At 71.3% G+C, this 21,785-nt stretch carries 17 protein-coding genes; 8 read left to right on the top strand and 9 right to left on the bottom strand.

Features of this window, described 5'->3' with window-relative positions; genetic code table 11:
- The first annotated feature begins 13 nt into the window (after positions 1-13).
- Entirely contained in the window at positions 14-1,102 is a 1,089-nt protein-coding gene (locus ACIBTS_RS05915; RefSeq protein ID WP_398431707.1) for an ABC transporter substrate-binding protein, read from the top strand.
- A gap of 95 nt (positions 1,103-1,197) precedes the next feature.
- Here the strand turns inward: ACIBTS_RS05915 and ACIBTS_RS05910 are convergent, their stop codons facing one another.
- Positions 1,198-2,847 (bottom strand): alkaline phosphatase family protein, encoded by a 1,650-nt coding sequence (locus ACIBTS_RS05910; RefSeq protein ID WP_399316881.1) that lies wholly within the window; start codon positions 2,845-2,847, stop codon positions 1,198-1,200.
- Between the two features lie 222 nt (positions 2,848-3,069).
- Positions 3,070-4,386, bottom strand: a complete 1,317-nt coding sequence (locus ACIBTS_RS05905; protein ID WP_398431709.1) for a HAMP domain-containing protein — start codon at positions 4,384-4,386, stop codon at positions 3,070-3,072.
- Between the two features lie 155 nt (positions 4,387-4,541).
- Between ACIBTS_RS05905 and ACIBTS_RS05900 the strand changes: the two genes are divergently transcribed.
- Genes ACIBTS_RS05900 through ACIBTS_RS05875 form a run of 6 tightly spaced genes read left to right on the top strand, consistent with a single transcriptional unit; the run spans position 4,542 to position 10,896 of the window.
- On the top strand, positions 4,542-5,177 hold the full coding sequence (locus tag ACIBTS_RS05900) for a hypothetical protein (RefSeq protein WP_398431710.1): 636 nt from the start codon (positions 4,542-4,544) through the stop codon (positions 5,175-5,177).
- Between the two features lie 5 nt (positions 5,178-5,182).
- A complete protein-coding gene (locus tag ACIBTS_RS05895; protein WP_398431750.1) occupies positions 5,183-5,923 on the top strand; it encodes an ABC transporter ATP-binding protein in 741 nt (246 codons plus the stop codon).
- Positions 5,910-6,572, top strand: coding sequence for an ABC transporter ATP-binding protein (locus tag ACIBTS_RS05890; protein WP_398431711.1), 663 nt, complete (start codon positions 5,910-5,912; stop codon positions 6,570-6,572). The genes ACIBTS_RS05895 and ACIBTS_RS05890 overlap by 14 nt, the downstream gene beginning before the upstream one ends.
- On the top strand, positions 6,569-9,220 hold the full coding sequence (locus ACIBTS_RS05885; RefSeq protein WP_399316878.1) for an FtsX-like permease family protein: 2,652 nt from the start codon (positions 6,569-6,571) through the stop codon (positions 9,218-9,220). Before ACIBTS_RS05890 ends, ACIBTS_RS05885 begins: the two co-directional genes overlap by 4 nt.
- Before the next feature lie 54 nt (positions 9,221-9,274).
- Positions 9,275-10,018, top strand: a complete 744-nt coding sequence (locus ACIBTS_RS05880) for a response regulator transcription factor (protein ID WP_398431713.1) — start codon at positions 9,275-9,277, stop codon at positions 10,016-10,018.
- 41 nt (positions 10,019-10,059) lie between these two features.
- The gene (locus tag ACIBTS_RS05875) at positions 10,060-10,896 is read left to right on the top strand and encodes an ABC transporter permease (RefSeq protein ID WP_398431714.1); all 837 of its coding nucleotides are present in this window, start codon (positions 10,060-10,062) and stop codon (positions 10,894-10,896) included.
- 54 nt (positions 10,897-10,950) lie between these two features.
- Here the strand turns inward: ACIBTS_RS05875 and ACIBTS_RS05870 are convergent, their stop codons facing one another.
- Positions 10,951-11,889: a YbhN family protein gene (locus ACIBTS_RS05870; protein ID WP_399317198.1), complete on the bottom strand. Its 939-nt coding sequence runs from the start codon at positions 11,887-11,889 to the stop codon at positions 10,951-10,953.
- Between the two features lie 5 nt (positions 11,890-11,894).
- The gene (locus tag ACIBTS_RS05865) at positions 11,895-13,373 is read right to left on the bottom strand and encodes a hypothetical protein (protein WP_399316877.1); all 1,479 of its coding nucleotides are present in this window, start codon (positions 13,371-13,373) and stop codon (positions 11,895-11,897) included.
- A gap of 222 nt (positions 13,374-13,595) precedes the next feature.
- Between ACIBTS_RS05865 and ACIBTS_RS05860 the strand changes: the two genes are divergently transcribed.
- A complete protein-coding gene (locus tag ACIBTS_RS05860) occupies positions 13,596-14,387 on the top strand; it encodes a hypothetical protein (protein ID WP_398431717.1) in 792 nt (263 codons plus the stop codon).
- A gap of 113 nt (positions 14,388-14,500) precedes the next feature.
- Here the strand turns inward: ACIBTS_RS05860 and ACIBTS_RS05855 are convergent, their stop codons facing one another.
- The 5 genes from ACIBTS_RS05855 to efeU form a co-directional block, all read right to left on the bottom strand.
- Positions 14,501-15,772 carry a hypothetical protein gene (locus ACIBTS_RS05855; protein ID WP_399316876.1) on the bottom strand — a complete coding sequence of 424 codons (1,272 nt, stop codon included), beginning with the start codon at positions 15,770-15,772 and terminating at the stop codon, positions 14,501-14,503.
- Positions 15,773-15,810: 38 nt separating this feature from the next.
- Entirely contained in the window at positions 15,811-17,079 is a 1,269-nt protein-coding gene (locus ACIBTS_RS05850; protein WP_398431718.1) for a sensor histidine kinase, read from the bottom strand.
- The gene (locus ACIBTS_RS05845) at positions 17,070-17,723 is read right to left on the bottom strand and encodes a response regulator transcription factor (protein WP_398431719.1); all 654 of its coding nucleotides are present in this window, start codon (positions 17,721-17,723) and stop codon (positions 17,070-17,072) included. Before ACIBTS_RS05845 ends, ACIBTS_RS05850 begins: the two co-directional genes overlap by 10 nt.
- 451 nt (positions 17,724-18,174) lie before the next feature.
- Positions 18,175-19,455, bottom strand: a complete 1,281-nt coding sequence (efeB, locus tag ACIBTS_RS05840) for an iron uptake transporter deferrochelatase/peroxidase subunit (RefSeq protein ID WP_398431720.1) — start codon at positions 19,453-19,455, stop codon at positions 18,175-18,177.
- Positions 19,456-19,508: 53 nt separating this feature from the next.
- Complete coding sequence (efeU, locus tag ACIBTS_RS05835) at positions 19,509-21,566, bottom strand: iron uptake transporter permease EfeU (protein ID WP_399316873.1); 2,058 nt, start codon at positions 21,564-21,566, stop codon at positions 19,509-19,511.
- Positions 21,567-21,785: the final 219 nt, after the last annotated feature.

The following is a 21,785-nucleotide window of genomic DNA, read 5'->3' as shown; positions in this document are numbered from 1 at the left end:
AATGTGGCCAGCCATGCCCAGACGACCCGTCGCCGTCGCCGCGTCTCTCCTCACCGTCCTCGCCCTCGGCGGAGTCAGCGCCTGTTCCGGCAACTCCTCGGCCTCAACCAGCAGTTCGGGCTCCACGCCGACCGTCAAGCTCATGGCCGGCGGCCTCGACAAGCAGATCTACCTGCCGTACCAGCTCGCCCAGCAGCTGGGCTTCTACAAGAAGTACGGCGTCGACGTCCAGCTCAGCACCGAGCAGGACGGCGGCGTCGGCGCTGAGGAGGCCATGGCCTCGGGGCAGGTCGACATGGCCGGCGCCTGGTACAACCACACCATCGAGTTCCAGGCCAAGGGCAAGGCGGTCGAGGACGTCGTCCAGCTCTCCGGCGCGCCGGGCGAGCGCGAGATGTGCACCAAGAAGTCGGGCGTCACTTCGGGCGCCGACTTCAAGGGCAAGACCCTCGGCGTCACCGACCTGGGCTCGGGAACCGACACCCTCACCCAGTTCCTGGCCGCGAAGAAGGGTGTCAAGACCGGCCAGTTCCACCGGATCGGGGTCGGCGCGGGCTCCACGGCCATCGCCGCGCTGCAGAACGGCAAGGTCGACTGCGTCATGACGACACAGCCGACGGTCGCCGCGATCGAGAAGAAAGGCGTGGGGACGTCCGCGATCGACCTGGCCACCACGCAGGGCGCGACAGCGGCGATGGGCGGCGCCTATCCCGCGGCCGGCGTGCTCGCCCGCACCGACTGGGTGAACTCGCACAAGGACACCGTGCAGAAGGTCGTCGACGCGCTCGTCGCCACCATGCACTGGATCAACACCCACAGCGCGGCCGACATAGCGAACAAGCTGCCGACATCATTCGTGTCGAACCAACTGGTCAGCAAGGCCGACTACATCACGGCCCTGACCCAGGACAAGGGGCAGTTCCTCCCGGACGGCATCATGCCGGCCGGCGGCCCGAAGACCTCCCTGGCGACGGAACAGTTGGTCGGCAACGTGAAGGGCTCGGTGGATCTCAGCAAGACGTTCACCAACAAGTTCGCCCTCCAGGCCAACAAGACCGAGGGCTTCAAGACCACCACGACCCCGGCAGGACCGACCGGCTGATTCTCCTACCCGGCACGATGCCGCCCAGGTGACTTCCACCTGGGCGGCGAGCTGTCGTCATCCCGAAGTTCCGTAGCCCCGAACGAGCGAGGTCGTCAGCGGACCGGCAGCACCCTGGTGTGCTCCTCGCGCACAGCCTGCAGAAAGCGGGGGTTCAGACCGAGCAGGCTCAGGATCGTCGGTGCGATCTGCTTGGTCTGCACGCTCGCGGAGTCGCGCACGCCGTCCGGAACCGAGGCGCCCGACACCACCAGCGGAACGTCGAGGTCGTCAGCGTGGGCGCCGCCGTGCTCGGCGATCTTCTTGGTGCCGCCGGTGTAGACGACGCCGTACTGCGCGAGGCCGAAGATGTCCGGGACACGGGTGTCGCCGGCTTCGACGTGGAAGTAGTGGGCCGCGGCCTTCCCTGCGTAGACCTTGCTGAGCCCGCTGCGGGTGAAGGTCCTGGGCGCGGCGTTGATGTCGGTGCCGGTGCCGCTCTGCGCCAGCAGGTACCTCTTTGCGAACTCGGTGGCGGCTTGCGAGCGGTCGGTCAGCCAGAGCAGCATCGCGTCGTCGTCCACGGAGTGCGCGACCAGATCACCGGCGGCGGGATGGAGTTGCTTCCAGGCGGCGTTGAGTCCGTCCAGCAGCGGGCCGTCGTCGATCCGGGTGAGCGCGGTGGGGTCGGTGGGCGACTGACCGTGCTTGGCGGACAGGATGACCGTGGTGCTGCCGGCCAGGTGCCGCTTGGCGATCTCAGAAGTCAGGGCACCGATCTGCGCGTTGACGAAGTCCAGGTTCTTCGCCAGCAGCGGTCCGGGCACGTTCTTGGCGGTATAGCCGCCCTTGAGGCCGTCGGAGGCGGGCAGCTTCTGCGCGGTGGACACCGACTGGAAGTTGAGGCCGAAGATCGCCGGGGTGCCGACCCTGTGGGTACGGCTGTGGTCGTAGCCGTCGATCTCGTTGAGGACGGCCTTCACCTTGTAGCCGTCGTACTGTTCCGTGGCCTGGTTGTCCTTGGTCCAGTCGTCGCCGGCCGGGTAGCCCAGGGCGTCGCTGTTGATCTCGGGCGTGAACAGGTCCTGGACGCCGGTGCCCGAGGGCCCGTTGAGGATTTCGTACGCCGCGTGCTTGTCCGACCACGCGGTGCGCAGGCCCGCGCTGCGGGCCACCTCGAAGACGGTGTTCACCTTGAGGTAGGAGTGCGGGTAGACCGGTTTGCAGGTCTTGGGGTCGACCGGCAGCTTGGAGGCGTTGATCAGGCTCGCCGGGTTGCCCGTCATCGACAGGATACTGTCCGGCAGGCCGGTGAGGCCCTGACCGGCGTCGATGGATGCCTGGTTCTTGTCCAGGTCCTCCGTGAGGTCCACCTCGACACCGGGCTTGGCGGCCTTGCAGCTGGTGGTCCCGGCGGGCAGGAGCGCCGCGTTGTAGGTGTCGTCGTAGTAGACGCCGGTGGTGCCGGGGCCGCCACCGGTCGCCTGGGCGACCATGCCGGGGAAGGAGTCGGACGGCGTGGTGGTCCTGGCGTGGGTGTACTCCACGCCGCCGCCGACCAGCCGCGCCAGTGCCGAGTTCGGGTGCCGGGAGACGTACCAGGCCAGGTCCGACTGGTGCAGTCCGTCGACCGAGATCAGCAGGACGTGCTTGGCAGGGGCCTGGTGGTGGGAGGCGGCGAACGCCGAGGGCTGGACGGCGGTCACGCCGGTCAGGGCTCCGGCGGCAGCGAGAACGGCTGCGAGTCTGACATGACTTCTGGACATGTGTACATCTCCCGGCTCTTTGGGGCGATTTGCGAGGCGGGCCCATCAGAGTCGCGTCTTGCGTACCGGAAACGGCACATGTGTGAACGCACACGGAAGAAGCGGTCGCGCCTTCATCAAGCAGGTCTGTTTTTCTTCAAGACCGACGGACGGCCACAGACCTGTCGAGCAGCCCGGTCCGTGAGAGAGCCACGACCGGGAGGGCGGCGCAGGACGGTCCTCTCACCCAGACGACTCCTGTGCCTCGTCCCGGTCGACGGGAATGAGCAAAGTGAAGGTGGCAGGGCGAGCACTGGCCAGGGAGATCCTGCCGCCGAGCGAGACGGCCAGGTCCCGGGCGAGAGCCAGGCCGATACCCGCTCCCGGTCCGCCCCCGGTGTGGCCCCGGTCGAACAGCCGGGCCGGCTCGCCCGCCACGGCACCCTCGTCGCTCACGTCGATGGCGAGGGCGTCCTCCAGGTCCCGCACGGTGACCCGGACGGTGCCGCGCCCATGCACGCGGGCGTTGTCCAGCAGGATGCCGAGCACCTCCGACACGGGCGCGCCTGGGACCAGGACATCGGTCGGTGTGTCCCGTGCGGCGCACTCCAGGCGTCTGCCGTCCCTGGCGAACAGGCCGTGCCAGCGTGCCTCGGCGTCCCGCAGCAGTTGCCCCACCGCGATCTTCCCGGCGGCGGAGGGGGACACCTTGCTGGCACCCGACAGACGCAGCACCTCCTCCACCGTGTGGTGCAGTCGGTGGGTGGTGGCCAGTGCTTCGGTCAGGACGGGTCGCAGCCCGGCGTCGTCGTCCTCGGCGAGGCCCGCCTCCAGGGCGAGTTGCAGACCGGTGAGGGGGGTGCGCAGCTGGTGGGAGGCGTTGGCGGTGAAGTCGCGTTCGTGACGGAGGAGTTCGGAGAGGCTGTGCAGCATCTCGTTGTGGGTGCGGGCGACCTGGTCGATCTCGCCGATGCTGCTGGGGGCGGCACGGGCGTTCAGGTCGCCCTCGGTCACGGCCCGGCAGTGGCGGGACAGATCCTCCAACGGGGCTGCTAGGGCCCGTGCCTGACGGCGGGCCACGACCACCGCGACGGCCAGCGCCAACACCGCCACCCCCAGCAGCACCGCCCACGCGACGAGGACGCGGTCGCGCACGGAGGCTGCAGGGGACGAGACCCGCACGACGCCGATCACCTGCTCGGCGTGGGAGACGGGCACGGTGACCACCAGGTCGCCGCCCGAGTGGCCCCGTACGGCCTCACCGCCCAAGGCTCGACGGACCGGGGCGTCGCCCGAACGGGGGCCGCTGCCCGCCCGCAGCCGCGACTGCGGGTCGTACAGACCGAGGTGGCCGCCTGCCGGGGGGCTCGGCAGTTCCGCCGGGTCGCCGGTCGCGTAGTCCGGGCTCACGCGTACGGCCGCGGCCAGGGCGGACCGCTCCAGGGTGTCGCGCTGGTCGGCGTACAGGGACGACCTGATGGCCAGGGCGAGCGGGACGGCGAGGAGGACGACGGCGACCAGAGCGGCGGTCAGGGCGACTCGCACCACACGCTGTCTCATGACCCCATCATGCGGGCCGTTCACCTGGGCGGACGTGCTGCGCCACACGGTTTTGCCGTCCTCTAACCCGCGGCGAGCAAGGCGTTAACCGGCCTCTCCCTAGCGTCGGTGCTGTGGATCTACTGGTCCGAGGACTCCCCTGGAGGGCAGTGGTCATGGCAGCACGCACACGGACGTACGCGGTCGTCGGACTGGCCTTGGTGGCAGCGGTCACCGCGGGGTGTTCCGGGACGGGTTCGGGCTCCGGTTCGACGACGTCCCCGGCCGGTTCCTCCTCCGGAGGCGGCGGGCAGAACAACGCGGCGCCCACCGAGTCCAACCCTCCCGGGGACATCCCCGACAACCAGGCCTTCGTCGCCTACCGGCCGAGCGGCGGTTCCTTCACCGGCTTCACGGTCAAGGTGCCCGAGGGCTGGGCCCGCACCGGCCAGGGCGGCACCACCGTGTTCACGGACAAGCTCAACACGGTCAAGATCACGGCGGTTTCCGCCGCCGCGCCGACCACCGGCTCGGTCACCAGCAAGGTGATACCGCAACTGCGTTCCCAGGTACCGAAGTTCGCCGCTCCCAAGGTGTCTGAGGTGACGCGACACGCCGGCCGTGTGGTCCTGCTGACCTACCAGGGCGACTCGGCGAAGGACCCGGTGACCGGCAAGGTCGTGCGGGACGCGTTCGAACGGTATGCCTTCTATCGCGCGGGACACGAGGTCGACCTGACCCTGTCCGGCCCGGTCAATGCGGACAACGTCGATCCATGGCGCATCGTCAGCGACTCCTTCGCGTGGCGGTGAGCGCGATGCCGGTCGACTCGTACGACTCCCGCGGCCCGGCCGACGATGTGTTGACCGCCCGAGAGCTGTACCGCTTCTATCGGGCCGGCGAGGAGGAGACGCTCGCGCTGCGCGGGGTGTCGCTGACGGTGCGACGCGGTGAGACCGTCGCGGTGGTGGGACCCTCCGGGGCCGGAAAGTCGACTCTGCTGGCGTGCCTGGCCGGACTCGACGAACCCTCCGGCGGCGAGGTCCACGTGAGCGGCATACGGATCAGCCACCGGCCGGAGGCCGAGCGGGCCCGGCTGCGCGCCCGCCACATCGGCGTCCTGCTGCAGACCCGCAATCTGCTGCCCCACCTGAACGTGCTCGACAACGTCCGCCTGCCGCAGCGGGCGCAGGGCCGCAGGGCCCCCGTCCCGGCCCAGACCCTGCTGGCGCAGGTCGGGCTGGCCGGGCGGGCACGTGCCCTGCCCCGGCAGCTGTCGGGTGGCGAGCTGGCGCGGGCTGGGCTCGCCGTCGCCCTGGCCAACGCGCCTGCCGTGCTGCTCGCCGACGAACCGACCGGCGAACTCGACGGCGAGACAGAACAGTTGGTGCTTTCGCTGCTGCGGGAGCGGGCCGCGGAAGGCTGCGCGGTGCTGCTCGTCACGCACAGCGCGGAGGCGGTCCGGGTCGCGGACCGGGTGATCACCCTGACGGACGGCAGGGCCACCGGTGCCCCGCCGCCGAACGACCGCGAGGAGGCACACGATGTCGTCGGATGACGTGCTCGTCAGCTGCACGGACGCGGCCCTGACCTTCGGCCGGGGAGTCCAGGCGGTGGTGGCCGTGCACGGCGCCGGCCTGACGATCCGGGCCGGGGACCGGCTCGCGGTGGTCGGCCCCTCGGGATCGGGCAAGAGCTCGCTGCTCCATCTGATCGCCGGACTCGAACAGCCCACCAGCGGCACCGTCACCCGCGCCGCCTCCCTCGGGCCGTACGACATCGGCCTCGTCTTCCAGGGCGACAGCCTGATCCCCGCCCTGAACGTGGCAGAGAACACCGCCCTGCCCCTGGTCCTCACCGACTGCGCGGAGGACGAGGCCAGGCGGGCCGCGCTCGCCGCGCTCGCCCGGGTGGACGCCGCCGACCTCGCCGAACGGCTGCCCGAGGAGATCTCCGGCGGCCAGGCCCAACGGGTGGCCGCCGCCCGGGTGCTGGCCCAGGCGCCTCGCCTGATCCTCGCCGACGAACCCACCGGCCGCCTCGACCACGCCACCGGCGCCCGTGTCCTGGACGCCCTGCTGACGGCCGCCGACCACACCGGTGCGGCCCTCGTCGTCACCACCCACGATCCGGCCGTCGCCGCCCGGCTCGCCGTCCGGCGCAGCATGCACGACGGACGGCTGCTCGCACCCGAGGAGGTGTCATGATCACCGCATGGGCGCACGGCCTGGCCCGCCACCGCACAGGTCGGCTGCTGGCCGCCCTGGCAGGCGTCACGCTCGCGGTCGCCCTCGTCGCCGCGCTCGGCTCCTTCCTCACCGCGTCCAAGGCGACCATGACCCAGCGCGCCCTGCGCTCGGTCGCCGTGGACTGGCAGGTCCAGGTGCAGCCCGGCGCCGACCCGAACGCCGTCCTGTCGCTCGTCCAGAAGACTCCCGGCACCCGCACCGCGCTGCCCGTCGGCTTCGCCCACACCAGCGGCTTCACGGCCCGTGTGCAGGGCAGCACCCAGACCACCGGCCCCGGTGTCGCCCTCGGGCTGCCCGACGGCTACCGTGCCCGCTTCCCGGACGCCGTCCGTACGCTGTCGGGCTCCTCCACCGGCGTCCTGCTGGCCCAGCAGACCGCCTCCAACCTGCACGCCGCCCCGGGCGACACCATCGGCATCCAGCTTCCCGGTGCCGGCACGCGCCAGATCAAGGTGGACGGCGTGGTCGACCTGCCCCAGGCCGACTCCCTCTTCCAGACCGTCGGCGCCCCCAGCCAGTCGCAGCCGACCGCGCCCCCGGACAACGTCGTCCTGCTGCCCGCCGCCCGGTTCGCCTCCCTCACCCGCGGTGCCACGGCCGTGACCACCCAGATCCACGCCGCCCGCGGCAGCACCGGGCTGCCCTCCGACCCGGCCGCCGCGTTCTCCTCGGTCACCGGTGCCGCCCACAACCTGGAGGCTCGCTCGGCAGGCACCGCCCTGGTCGGCAACAACATCGGCGCCGCCCTCGACTCCGCCCGCCAGGACGCCCTGTACGCCCAGATCCTCTTCCTCTTCCTCGGCGTGCCGGGCGCGGTCCTGGCGGCCGCGCTGACGGCGGCGGTCGCCTCGGCCGGCGGTGAACGGCGGCGCCAGGAACAGGGGTTGCTGCGACTTCGCGGGCTGCGGCCCCGTCAGATCACCGGCCTTGCGAGCCTGGAAGCCTCCCTCATCGGCCTCGCCGGGGGCCTGGCGGGGCTGGGTGTCGCGGCGCTCACCGGCCGTCTCGCGTTCGGTGCGGCCTCGTTCGGCGCGAGCGCGGGGCAGTGGGTCGTCTGGTACGCGATCGCCTTCGTCCTGGGAGCCGCGGTGGCCGCCGGTGCCGTTCTCGTCCCCGCGCTGCGGGACCTGCGCTCGGTCACCGTCGCCGACACCCGCAAACAGGAGGGCGTACGCCCCTCCCGGTCGCCCTGGTGGCTACGGTACGGCCTGGACTTCGTGCTCCTGATCGGCTCGTGGCTGGTCTTCCGTGCCTCCTCCGGCAACCAGTACGCGCTGGTCCTCGCCCCCGAGGGCGTTCCCAGCATCTCCGTGTCGTACTGGGCCTTCCTCGGCCCCGCCCTGCTGTGGATCGGCGCGGCCCTGCTGCTGTGGCGCCTGACCCTGCTGGTCCTCACCCGTGGCCGTGCCGTGCTGACCCGGCTGGCCCGCCCGCTGACCGCGACCCTGGCCGGGACCACCGCGGCCGTCCTGACCCGGCGCCGGCGACCGCTCGCCCGCTCGGTGGTGCTGCTCGCCCTGGCCGTCTCCTTCGCCGTGTCCACCGCCGTCTTCAACGCCACGTACCACCAGCAGGCCGAGGTCGACGCCCGGCTGACCAACGGCGCCGACGTCACCGTCACCGAACCGCCCGGGGCCCGGGTCCCGCCTGCTTCCGGAGCGGCCCTGAAGATCTCGGGTGTCCGCCACGTCGAACCCCTTCAGCACCGCTTCGCCTATGTCGGCTCCGATCTTCAGGACCTCTACGGCGTCCGCCCGGACACCATCGCCGGGGCCACGTCGCTCCAGGACGCCTACTTCGCCGGCGGCACCGCCCGGCAGCTGATGCAACGCCTTGCCCAGCATCCGGACAATCTCCTGGTCAGCGTCGAGACCGTCCACGACTTCCAGCTCTCCCCCGGCGACACCGTCAACCTGCGCGTCCAGGACGCCCGCACCAAGGTCCTGCACACGGTGCCCTTCCACTACGCGGGCATCGCCAAGGAGTTCCCCACCGCGCCCAAGGACAGTTTCTTCGTCGCCAACGCCTCCTACGTCGCCAAGGCCACTGGCAGCGACGCGGTGGGCGCCTTCCTCCTCGACACCGGCGGCAGCCACCAGAAGCAGATCGCCGCACAGCTGCGCGGGCAGCTCGGCACAGGTGCCAGCGTCACCGACCTCACCCAGACCCGCGGCACCGTCGGCACCAGCCTGACCTCGGTCGACCTGGCGGGCCTGACGCGCATCGAACTCGCCTTCGCGGTGCTGCTGGCTGCGGGAGCCGGCGGGCTCGTCCTCGCCCTCGGACTCGCCGAACGCCGCCGTACCTTCGCCATCGCCACGGTCCTCGGCGCGCGGGCACGTCACCTGCGCGGCATGGTCCTCACCGAGGCCCTGCTGCTGGCCGCCGGCGGTCTCGCCGGAGGCGCCCTGATCGGCTGGGCCCTGTCACAGATGCTGGTCAAGGTCCTGACCGGCGTCTTCGATCCGCCACCCGCGGGCCTCTCGGTCCCCGGCGCCTACCTCGCACTCACCGGCGCCGCCGCCGTCGCCGCCATCGTCGCCGCGGCCCTCAACGGCATCCGCAGGACCCGACGCCCCGCCGTGGAGGAGCTCCGCGACCTGTGAACACTCCCCGCGCGCGACGGGCTCGTCGCCCTGTCCGCTCCTAGGCTGTCGTCCATGCGCACGCCCGCCGCACCGGCCCACCACCACCGTGTCCTCGTCGTCGAGGACGACGACACCATCGGCCGCCATCTGGAAGCCGGCCTGCGCGGCCACGAGTACGCGCCGACCTGGTGCCGTACGGGGGCGGGCGCCCTGGCCGAGGCCGCGCGGGCACCGTACGACGTGCTGCTGCTGGACCTGGGACTGCCCGACATGGACGGTCTGGACGTGGCCCGGGATCTGCGGGCCCGCCTGCCCGATCTGCTGATCGTGGTGCTGACCGCGCGGACCGAGGACATCGACGTCATCGCCGGACTGGATGCCGGGGCCGACGACTATCTCGTCAAGCCGTTCAGCATGACCGTGCTGCTCGCCCGGCTGCGAGCGCATCTGCGGCGGCAGGCAGTGGCCGCCCCGGTCCGGAAGCCGGTGCGGCTGGGCGATCTGGTCGTCGACGTCTCCGCCCGCCGATGCGCGCTGCACGGTGTCGAGATCCCCCTGCGGGCCAAGGAGTTCGACCTGCTCGCGGTGCTGGCCGAGCGGGTCGGCGAGGCGGTGTCGCGGGAGACGTTGATGGCCGAGGTGTGGGACGAGAACTGGTTCGGGCCCACCAAGACTCTCGATGTGACGATGGCGGGTCTGCGGCGCAGCCTGACCGAGGCGGCGCAGGCCAGGGGCGGTCCTGTCAGCCTGCCGGAGATCACTACGCTGCGAGGGCATGGATACCGGCTGGACCGGCCGCCGGATCCGGTGGGTTGAGAATCGGCTGACGTGTCCGCGAGCAAGGACAGGTGGGGAACGTGACGTCGAGTGCGACATCCCTCGTACCGGTCGACATCACCCTCGGCGTCCTGCTCGCCGCTCTGCTCCTGGCGGCGGCCGTGGTCGCGGCGCGGTTCCGTCTCGACCCGCACCCGTACCGGAGCCGAGCCCGGGAGATCATCGTTGCCGGACTGAGGGCCGCGACCCAGCTGGCCGTCGTGTCGGTGGTCATCACGTGGGCCGTCAAGTCCGTGGCAGGGCTGTTGGCCTTCCTGGTCGTCATGTTCTCGGTGGCGGTGCGTACGGCCGGACGGAGGATCACCAGCGACCACACCTGGTGGCTCACGGCCGCCCCGATCGCCGCAGGCGTGGTTCCGGTCGTCGCGGTCCTGCTGCTGACGGGGCTCGTCCCGCTGCGGGGCATAGCACTGATCCCGATCACGGGCATCCTCATCGGCGGCGCACTCACGGTGACCGTCCTCGCCGGACGTCGTGCCCTGGACGAACTGACCCAGCGCCATGGGGAGGTGGAAGCCGCGATGGCCCTGGGCTTCCCGGACCGGGACGCACGGATGGAGATCGCACGGCCGGCGGCATCGGAGGCACTGCTGCCCGGCCTCGACCAGACTCGGACGGTGGGGTTGGTCACCCTCCCTGGTGCTTTCGTCGGCATGCTGATGGCAGGGGCGAGTCCCGTGATGGCCGGGGCGGTGCAGTTGTTCGTCCTGATCGCGCTCATGACAGTGCAGTCCGTCGCGGTCGCGGTGACGCTCGAACTCATCGCCCGCGATCACCTGCACCGCCCGGTAGCCAGCGCGCCGACGGGATCGCCGCGCAAGGCGAGGTGGCCGATGAAACGGCTGCCGCGTCGCTGAGGACAGGGACGTGCGGGGCCGCTGGAGGCGACCGAGTGAGGGCGTTCCGCCGTCTCAGAGCGCCGACCGGCGGGCAAGCAACCCCAGGACCAGCAGTCCCGGTGCCATCGGCAGCCAGCCGGTGAGCAGGCGGTAACCGATGACCGCCGAGATCGCCGTCTGCCCCGGCGCTCCGGCGGCCGTGAGCGCGAAGGCGAGCGCAGCGTCCAGCGACCCCAGTCCACCGGGCGTGGGAAGCAGAGCCGCCGCCCCGCTGGCCACAAGGTACGCCATCACCACATGGCTCGTGGGCAACGCGAGCCCGAGCGCGTGGACCACGGCCACGACCACAGCCGCGTGCAGCAACGCGAACGCGACCGAGCCGCCCCACAGCGCGCAGGCCCGCCCTCGGGAGCGATGCACCTCCCGCACGTCGGTCACGGCCCGCCCCACCGCCCGCCTGATCCGACCGCTGGCCATCACCGCCGGCACGACGGCCGCCGCCACCACCGGGACCAGGACCAGGACGTGCGGGATCCGCGCCGACAGCGGGACAGCGCCCGGTGACGCCACCAGCAGGACGACGCCCAGCACGCACCGGACGATCCCGCCGACAGCCGCCTTCACCGCCAGCGCGGTCGCCGAGCGCCTGCTGGACAGGCCGCACCGCGTCAGGAACCGCAGGTTGACCAAGCTCGCCCCGGCCCCTGCGGGCAGGATGTGGTTGGCGGCGCACGCCGCGAACTGAGCGGCCACCAGCCGTCCCTTCGGCAGCCGCTCGACGACCGCCCCCTGCTGCGCCACGGCAGCGGACACCCACGTGGCGACAGTGGCGAAGCAGGCGAGCACGAGCCATTCCCCGTCGGCGGCGGCCAGTTGGTCGGTACCGCTGTCGAGGGTGGCCCGGTGCGCCGCGAGGATGCCGCCGGCGGTGACGAGCACCGCGAGGGTGATGCCCAGCCGGACGTAGGGGCGCCTGCCCGCGGTCGCGGTCACGCTGTCGGACACGGTCACCACGGTCACCGCCCCTGCCGGACGAAGGGAGCGACGTAGGCGTGGAGAACGCCGGCCCGCTCCATGGACCAGGTACGCGCGTAGGCGGGCGGGCGGTCGCCGGACCGGGTGAGGACGGCGAGGGGGGTCCGGTGGGCGGCCCGGGCCAGTGCGGCCGCGGTGGTGCTGGTGTCGTGGCCGTCGGTCTGTGCCGAGCCGCAACCGGTGTAGAAGGCGATGGGCACGGCCTCGTAGCCGCTGAGCAGGCACGGCGGCCGTACGCCGAGCGTGTGGAGGGCCGAGGCGGTGCGGAACCAGTTGTCACGGGTCGCGGCGGAACTTCGCAGAGTACGTTCCAGGACGACGTACTGCACGGCCAGATGAGCCGCAAGGCAGGATGCGACGAGGCCCACAGCGACGGTGCGCCCGGTCCTCCGACGTGGGGTGCTGACCAGGTGAGCGAGGCCATGGGCGACGGGGAGGGCGAGCAGGGCGTAGGCGGGCAGCAGGAAGCGGGGGGCCGCGTAGCCGATGAGGAACAGGTAGGGGACGGCTGCCGTGGCCGCGCAGGCCAGCGGCAGCAGGACGGGCAGGGCGCGGCGGGCGCGGACGGCGCCGAGCGCGGCGAGGACGGGCAGCGCGAACCACCACAGGGTCTCCACCAGGTTGGGGGCCGATCTGGTGCAGGGACGGCAAAGGGTACGCCCGCCGAGACTGTGCCACTGGTCGACGACCGCCAGGTGCAGACCGAGACCGCCCTGGATGCGGGAGGCGTCGGAGAGGCGTTGCGCGAGGCCGCCGTAGCTCACGTACGCCTCGATCACCCACTCACCAGCACCTGCCAGCAGGCCGGCGGCCAGTACGACGAGGAGGCGGGGGCGGCGCAGGGCGAGGGCGAGCAGGGGAAGCACCACGTAGACGGCGTCCATCGGGCGCATCCACGCCATCAGTGCCGCGCCCGCGAACACACCCCACAGTCCTGCCCGGTCCCCTGAGTCCGCGCGGGCACGCAGGAAGCAGCCGACGCAGGCCAGGGCGCCGAGGGCGACCCAGTAGTTGGGCATGGCCTGCGGGCCGTAGAACAGGGTCACCCAGAGGGAGGCGAACAGGGCACCCGCCAGCGCCAGGACGCGCGGCATGACCTGGCCTCGCCAGACGCGCAGGGCGAAGTAAAGGGCCAGACCGGAGAGGACCGCCAGGTAGATCCTGAGGAGGGCGGTGGAGTCGGACCACGACGCGATCGGCGCGGCGAGCAGAGAGACGCCGCGGGCGCGGGGCGCGCTGAAGAAGGCGGCGGGAACCTGGCCGCTGACCTGGCTGACGTAGACCGTCTCGTCCCAGCCGAGACCAAGATCCGGTCGTACGAGGACGACCTGGGCGAGTGTGAAAGCCCCCGCGATCGCCGCGAGCCAAGGTTCGCCCCACCGGCGCCGAGGCCGGGCCGACCAGGGCGGGCAGCCGGTGCGGATGGCACCGGTCATCGTGACGTTCGAGCCGTCGGCCATCCTGCACCTTTCGTCGTCACGCGCCCCGGAAGCATGAGCTCCTACACGTCGTAGGAGGTCAATTCGCCGTACGGCTCGTCGGTTGGAGACGGGTGAGAGGAGTCGTCTCCCTCATCCCTGTCCACGGTGAGGGGAGGGCGGGCCGCAGCCCACGCGGGAGGCCCGAACGGCGTAGGGGACCGTTCAGGTTGCGTTCATGCTCGGAGTGCGATCGTGCGGATCATGACCGCGGAACCTGTCCTCGACGAGCGCCCCCTCACCCCCGCACGCCGACTGGCGAACAAGGTGCCGGAGGTGACCGTCTATTTCTGGATCATCAAGGTGCTGACCACCGGCATGGGCGAGACGGCATCGGACCTCCTGGCCCGCACGCTCGGCCCGATCCCGGCGGTGGCGCTCGGCGGCCTCGCCCTCGCGGCGTCCCTGGCCGTGCAGTTCACGGTCCGCCGGTATGTCGCCTGGGCCTACTGGACCGCCGTCGTCATGGTCAGCGTCTTCGGCACCATGGCCGCCGATGTCCTGCACGTCGGCCTCGGTGTGCCGTACGGCGTCTCGACCCCGGCGTTCCTCGTCATGCTGGCCGCGGTCTTCGGCCTCTGGTACGCGAGCGAGCACACCCTCTCCATCCACACGATCCGGACGCGGCGCCGTGAGGCGTTCTACTGGGCGGCCGTCCTGGCAACCTTCGCCCTCGGCACCGCCACGGGCGATCTCACCGCCACCGCCGGCTTCGGCTACCTGGGCTCTGTCGCCCTCTTCGCAGTCGCCATCTGCGTACCCGCCCTGGCCCACCGCTTCGGGGCCCTCGGCGCGGTGACCGCTTTCTGGACCGCCTATGTGATCACCCGCCCCCTCGGAGCCTCCCTCGCCGACTGGATGGCCCTCCCCCACACCCGCGGCGGCCTCGCCCTCGGCCTGGCACCGGTCACCCTCGCCTGGACGGTGGCGATCATCGGATTCGTCGGCTACCTGGCCGTGTCACAGCCCGACAGGGGCGCGCACGCGGCGGTATGAGGTGAGGCCGCGGAACGTGTCGGCCCGGTGTGCTGCTGTGGGACACGGGGCGGTCGGAGCCATCGGCACCGGCTTGGACCGCCCCGACGGGGTTCGCGGAGGGGGGTGGACGGTCAGCCCATGTCCGTCAGGAGGGCGCTCAGTTCCTTCTCCTGCTGCGCGGGCGGCATCGGCGGGTTCGAGTGGTCGATGCCGAAGGTCCCCAGCACCTTGTCCATCTGGGCGTCGATGGAGGTCCACCCGGTCTCGTCCAGCGGCTCCAGGGCGGCCTGGTCGGCATCCCACAGGTCACGCAACGACTGTGCGGCCGTGTGCGCACCCTTCGCGTCCCCCGAGCGTGCGTCCTTGAGCGAGGTGGAGGCGAGCGCCTTCAGAGCGGCGACCTTGGCGGGCGGGAACTTCTTCACCGCCTCGCCTGGGGCCATCTGGACCGCGGAGGTGTTGTCCTCCTCCGGCGCCGGGCCGGTGTGCGGCTGGCTGTGGGCCCAGATCAGCAGGCCCGCGGTGGCGACGGCGAGCAGTCCGAAGCCGGCCAGACCGACGCGCTCCTTTCGCCGGTCGCCGGTGGTGTGGGTGGCGTGGGCGGCCTCGTAGGTCTCGGTCACGTCCGAGCGCGTCACCGTCAGGTAGACCACGGTCGCCAGGATCAGGCCGAGGAAGATCAGGCTGGTGGTGAAGGTGCCCAGCGCGAGGCCGGTCGGCTCGCCCGGCTGGGCGACCTTCGGGGAGGCGAGCCAGTCTCCGATGTTCGCGCCCAGCGGGCGGGTCAGGATGTAGGCGAGCCAGAAGGACAGCACGGGGTTCGCGCCGAACTTCCACAGCAGCGTGATCGCGGCGATGAGGCCGAGCGGCAGCAGCACCGACGCGCCCGGGCTCCAGCCGGTGAGCTCGAGGGTCCAGTCGCCGGTCGCGGTGCCGAGCGCGAAGGTGACAAGAACCGCGAGCCAGTAGAACGACTCGCGCGGAAGCGTGGTGACCGAGTGGATCGACAGCGTGCGCTCGCGCAGCCACCACACGCCGAAGACCACGGCGAGCAGCACCGAGAAGACCGCGGAGCTGATCCACAGCGGCACGTTGAGCTGGTCGGTGAGGATGTCGGTGTACAGGGTCCCCGTGACGCTGACAACGACCACGGTCAGCCAGTAGGGGAACGGTACGTACCGCTTCAGCCGCAGCTGGACGGCTAGGACCACTACGAACACCCCGGTGAAGATCCAGGCCGTGTTCACCAGGCCGACGCCCAGCTTCATGTTGATCCAGTCGGCGAAGCTCTCACCCACGGTGGTGCACAGGATCTTGATCACCCAGAACCAGATGGTGACCTCGGGGACCTTGTTGAGCATGAGATGCCCGCTGCGCGTGCGCGCTTCCGCTGTCGTTGTCATGCCGCCAGGTTCACGCGGGGAACCTGCAAGCAACCTGACTACGTGATCGCGCGCACGGCCGGGAGCGTCACCTCGACATGACCGCGGCCGTCCGCGATCGCGCGGACCTCCGCACCGGCCGAGGCGGCGATGCGCCGGACCACCGGGAGCCCCAGCCCATATCCGTCACCGCGGGTCACACCCGCTTCGAAGACCCGCTCGACGTCCGCAGGATCGATGCCCGGGCCGTCGTCCAGGACATCGACCACGACGGCCGCACCCTGGTTGCGCGCGGTGATCCACACACGCGTCTTCGCATGCCGCAGGCCGTTCTCCAGCAGGGGTGACAGCAGCGACACGGCGACGTCGGGCGCCACGGCCACCTCGATCTTCGCGGGAAAGGCGACCTCGACCGCGCGGCCGCCGATCGCCTGCCGCGCGGCGGAGCGCAGATCGCACCGGGTGCCCTCGTCCGTGCGGGCGCGCGCGGCGCGCAGGATCGTCGTGATCGCCGCGTCGAGGCGGTCGACCTCGCTCAGGACCGCCTCCGGCGGCACCGGCTCGCCGGACAGCTGCGCCAGCTGCGCCTCGCCCCGCAGGACCGTGAGCGGTGTCCGCAGCTCGTGGGCGATCTCGTCGGTGAGCCGGCGCTCGTCCGCCAGTGCGTTGTCGACGCGCTCCAGGAGGCGGTCCAGCGTCTGTCCCAGTTCCCCGAACTCATCCCGGGGGACGCCGAGGTTGAAGCGGCGCCCGGGTTCGTGATGGCCCCAGTCGTCGGCGAGGGCGGCCATTTCGTGCACGACCCGCAGCGCGCGGTGCACCACGAGATGCGCGACACCGCCGGCGAGGACGATCGTGAGGCCGCCCAGGATCAGCGACAAGGTCAGACTGCGCTGCTCGGACGTCTCATAGGGCGTGAGGTCCACCCTCACGACCACCATGACGTGGTGGCCGTCGACGGGAACCTGCCGCGCGTACAGGAGGGAGTCGCCGACGGTCGCGGTCTGCGAACGCCCCGAGTCCACCAGCTCCTCGACACGCCTGACCACGCTCGCCGGCACGTTCCCGTCGATCAGGCGGCCGTCGGCATACACCCAGGCGACCTCGTCCAGCGCCTCGCTGTCGTTCTCCGTGAGCACGACACGGCCGCCTTTGGCAGTGACGTTCGCCGCGACCGCCTCGGCTCGCGTACGGGCCAGATCGTGTGCGTCGGCGTCCGTCACCCTGCTCAGCAGCACGTGCGAGACGACGACCAGGATGGCGACCACGGCGGTGGCGATCAGGACGGTGAGCGCGACGACGCTTCTGCGGAATCCCGTCACTGCCATCGGTAGCCCACGCCTCGGACGGTCGCCAGACGCTCGGCCACGCCCAGCGGACCGAGCTTGGTCCGCAGCCGGCGCACATAGGAGTCGAGGGTGTTGTCGCTGACGTGCGCCCCGTGCGGCCAGCCGGCGGCGACGAGGGCGTGGCGGCGCACCGCGTCGCCCTGCGAGGCGATCAGGCGGCCCAGCAGACGGAACTCGGTCGGGGTCAGGCTCATGCTCACCGCATCGTAGGTCACCACGTGCTTCGCCGGATCGAGGACGACCTCGTGCGATGCGGGCGCCACGGTGGCCCGGCGCAGCAGGGCCCGGACGCGGACCAGCAGTTCCGGGATGTCGAAGGGTTTGGTCATGTAGTCGTCGGCGCCCGCCTCGAAGCCGCCCACCTTGTGATGCAGACCGTCCAGGGCGGTGAGCATCAACACCGGCACGTCGACGCCGCGAGCCCTCAGGGCCAGGCAGACGTCGCGGCCGTCGGCGTCGGGCAGCCCGAGATCCAGGACGACCAGCTGGGGCGCCGGTGCGAGCTGCCGTAGCAGGCTGTCTGCCGTGGCGGCGACGGAAACGGTGTGACCGTCGTGCTCCAGCGCACGCTTGAGGATGCCGCGAACCGCCGCGTCGTCTTCGCACACCAGGATGAAAGCCACGTGCCGACCCTAGATTCCCGCATCTCAATACTCCATCTTCCCCGGCCGGGTACTTGACGCCGGGGCGCGGCCAGCCGAGGGCAGCTCGACTACATAGTCCTCCAGGTCGCCGACGGTCTCGCGCACGCCGCGTCCGTCGGCGTCAGCCGCGATCTCACTGTGCGTGACGTGGCGCGGCGTAGCGGCTCAGGGCCATGGCTCTCGCCTGCGCCGCCCCCTTCATGGGAGTCGTGGCCGTCCTGTCCGTGACGGCGCCCCGTCTCGTGCTGGCTCCGTTCTCCACAGGGGTGAGGGGACCGCGACCGACACGGCCGTCCCGCTCCTGCCATCGCCGCCGTTCTGCAGTGCTTCGACTGTGCGCGCAACATCGGGGTGGGCCTGCTGCACGGCCTCGACGACATCAGGGGCAGATTTCGGGCCACCGTCGTCGGTGGTCGGTGAAGGGCGCCGCTCAGGCTTCCAGCAAGGTGCGCCCGAGCCAGTCGGAGGAGTTACGGGCGCCGGGCAGGGCGTAGAAGTAGCCGCCGCCGGTGGGGAGGATGTAGTCGACGAGGGGTTCGTCGATCAGGCGGGTCTGGGTTGCTTCGAACTGCCGTTCGACGTCCTGCTGGTAGCAGCAGAAGACCAGCCCCATGTCGAGGTTGCCGACGTTGTCGACGCCGCGGTCGTAGTTGTAACCGCGGCGCAGGATGCGGGAGCTGTCGGTGGCGGCGGTACGCGGGTTGGCCAGCCGAATATGGGCGTCCAGCGGGATCGCGTTGCCCTTGGGATCCTGGGCGTACTGGGGGATGTCGGTCTCCTGAGCGCCGTCCAGCGGGGCTCCGGTGTCCTTGCGGCGGCCGAACATCAGCTCCTGCTCGCTCAGCGACACCCGGTCCCAGAACTCCACCAGCATCCGGATGATCCGGATGACCTGGTAGCTGCCGCCCCTCGCCCAGACGGGCTCGCCCTGGCCGTCGCCGACCCAGATCAGGCGGTTGGTCTCGCGGGCCGAGGACACGTCCGGGTTGGCGATGCCGTCCTTGAAGCCGAGCAGGTTGCGCTGGGCGCCGGTGGGACGCGGGGTGTTCTGGAACCCGTCGATGCGCCACTTGATCTGCATGGCGCCGCGGGTGTGCCTGGCGATGTCGCGCAGCGCGTGCAGCACGGTGTCCTGGCGGTCGGCGCAGATCTGCAGGGAGAGGTCGCCGTGACACTCGGCGGGGTCGAGGCTGTCGTTGGGGAAGGTCCGCATCGGTGTGAGGCGGACCGGCTTGGCCCTGGCGAGGCCGTAGCGTCCGTCGAAGAGGGAGGCGCCGACACCGACGGTGACGGTGAGCGCGTCGGCGGGGACGGTCGGGCCGAGGATGCCGTTGTCGGAGGGCGGGGCGCCGACGCCCAGGTCGGCGGGAATGCCGCCCTCGGTGAGGAAACGGGCCCGCTCCGTGATCGTCCTGAACAGGCCGGCCAGTTCCGCGCGGGACGGCGCGATGACGTCGAAGGAGACGAACGTGGCCGCCGTCGGAGTGGGGGTGAGGATGCCGGCCTGGTGCGCACCGTGGAAGGGCACCTTGGCCGCGTTCGTGGTGCCCGCGGCCTGCGCCCGGGGTGCGTCTGTCTGGCTGAGGGCGAACCCTCCGCCCGCCAGGACGGCGCCGGCGGCCCCGGCGCCGAGCGCCGACTTCACGAAGGAGCGGCGGCCGTGACCGGCGGGGCAGCCGCCCGGCGGGGCGGGCGTTTCGGCGGACGGCATCGGTTGATTCCCTTCCATGGATGCGGGCGCTGGTGCGGAGTGCTCGGCGGTCATCAGGCGGCCTTCCTGATCTCCAGGAGGTCCGGGACGGGCGCCACGTCCTCAAGAAGCTGTCCGGTGGCTCCGTTGATCCGGGCCCGGGAAGTGGCGTCCAGGCGGTCCACGGGGGTCCAGGCGGTGCCGTGCTGCGCGGCGTCGAGGAGCGTCTGCAGACGGGCGATGTCCGCGTCGACGCTCGGCAGCAGCTCGGGCGCGCGAGTGGTCAGCAGCGGCCTGAGTACGGTGAGCAGCTCGCGAGTGCCGGCCAGGTTGGCGCCGGCGGTGGCGAGGTTGGTGCCGCTGCCCTCGTCGGTGTCGCCGGTGAGCTCGAACTGGAGGGTGTTCTCCAGGATCTCGTGGGCGCGCAGCGGCAGGTCCGACGAGGCGAAGTCCTGGCTGGGGAACGCCTTCTGCAACCCGGCGGCCGAGGCGACGAGCTGGTCGGCCGGGGCCTCGAGGCTCGCGGCCGACTCACCGTGCCACAGGCCGTACTCGAGGCGGTGAAACCCGGCGAAGTCCTTGTCCCGCTCGCCGCCCGGAAGGCCGTCGGCCCGGCCGTTGACCATCTTGTCGAAGTCCTCGAAGGTGCCGTAGGCGGCTCCGAGGGAGGAGTACGTGAGGTGCGCGGTGAGCCAGTCGATGCGGGCCTTGTCGAGGTGGTTGCCCTTGATGTCGTCGTCGAGGGTGCGGGTCTGCACGACAAGGGTGGCCAGGCCGTGGTTGACGTACGCCTTGTACTCCTGGAGCGGGGCGGCGAGGTCCTCCTCGGAGACCGGTACGACGGCCTTGGCGCTGCCGCCGCCGGTGACGCGGACGGCCTTGGAGGTGACGGCGGTCCCTCCGGTGGGCACGCAACGCCAGGCGTAGGTGCCGCCGGCGACGGTAGCGACAAGGGCGCGGGTGGTGCCCGGGGCCAGTCCCTCGATCTCGCCGTAGACGGCACTCGTCGACGGGTCGATCAGGTATACCTCGGACGTCTTGCCGCCGGTGTTGTGCATCTGGAAGGTCTGCCGACCCGGTTTGGGCGCGGTGAAGCCGTTGCCGCACTCCTTGTCGGAGACGGCGATGGTCTGCGCGGCGGTGGGCTTGGGGCGGCCGAGGGCGACAGCGAGCGAGGCGATCACCACGGGGACGGCGACGACGGCGACGGGGACGATCCAGGTGGGACGGCGACGGGGTGCCTTCTCGGCCTTCCCGGCCCGCGACACCGGCTCCTTCGCCGCGTAGGCCTTCGTCGGCTCCGTCGTCGTGGCCCGGGCGGGGGCGCGTACACCGCGGACGAACAGGGTCATGACGACGGCGAGGTAGCCGACGTAGGCGAGGACCTGGAGCCAGGTCATCATCGGGGTCAGGTTGAACACGCCCTGGACAAGGGTGCTGTACCAGGAGCCGGTGTCGACGTTGCCGCTCAGGTCGAGGGCGTAGGCCGACTTGCCGGGCAGCACACCGCCTTCCTGCAGGTCGCGGAGGCCGTAGCCGAGGACGCCGGCGGCGATCACGATGAGGACGACGCCGGTGGCGGTGAAGAACTTCGTCAGGTTGATCTTCAGGACGCGGCGATACAGGCCCCAGCACAGGCCGGCCGAAAGGACCAGGCCGATCCCGGCACCGGTGAGGGGGCCGGCGGACTCGCCGGCGGCCTGGGCGGTGGTCCACAGGAACAGTGCCGTCTCCAGGCCCTCACGCCCCACCGCGAGGAAGGAGGTGACGATCAGCACGCCCGCGCCCGTGCCGAGCGCACCGGTGACTTTCTCCTTGAGCTCGCCGGAGAGGCCGCGTGCGGAGCGGCGCATCCAGAAGACCATCGCGGTGACGAACACGACCGCGATCACGCTGAGAGTGCCGCTGAAGGCTTCCTGGGCGGCGGCCGACAGGGAGGCTGCGGTGAAGGTGAGAACCGCGCCGAAGCTCATGGACAGGGCGACGGCTGCCAGGACGCCCGTCCATACCTGCGGCAGACGGGACTTGGCCCCGGCCCGGACCAGGGTGGCGACCAGGATGGAGACGATGAGTCCCGCTTCGAGCCCCTCCCTCAGTCCGATCAGGAAACTCGGAAACGCGTCGTCCCACATACGGCTCTCCCAGCTCCGGCCGAGCCGGTACAAGTTAGCGAAGGCATGCCTTATCCACGCCCGGTCCATCATGACTACAGGCCTGTAGTCAGTTGGTCATGAAGGGGTAACGGCGGAGCAAAGTCCGAGGCGGAGCGTCAGGCGAGACCGAACCAGCCGAGCACCGTCCGGACCAGCCGAGCACCGTCCGGACCAGCAGGATGGCGGACATGGCGACGA

It is taken from the genome of Streptomyces sp. NPDC050121 (assembly GCF_044460385.1).
In the GTDB taxonomy this organism is placed as follows: Bacteria; Actinomycetota; Actinomycetes; order Streptomycetales; family Streptomycetaceae; genus Streptomyces; species Streptomyces soliscabiei.
The sequence above is the reverse complement of the archived record's forward strand: the minus strand, read 5'-3'. Positions and strand labels throughout refer to the sequence as shown.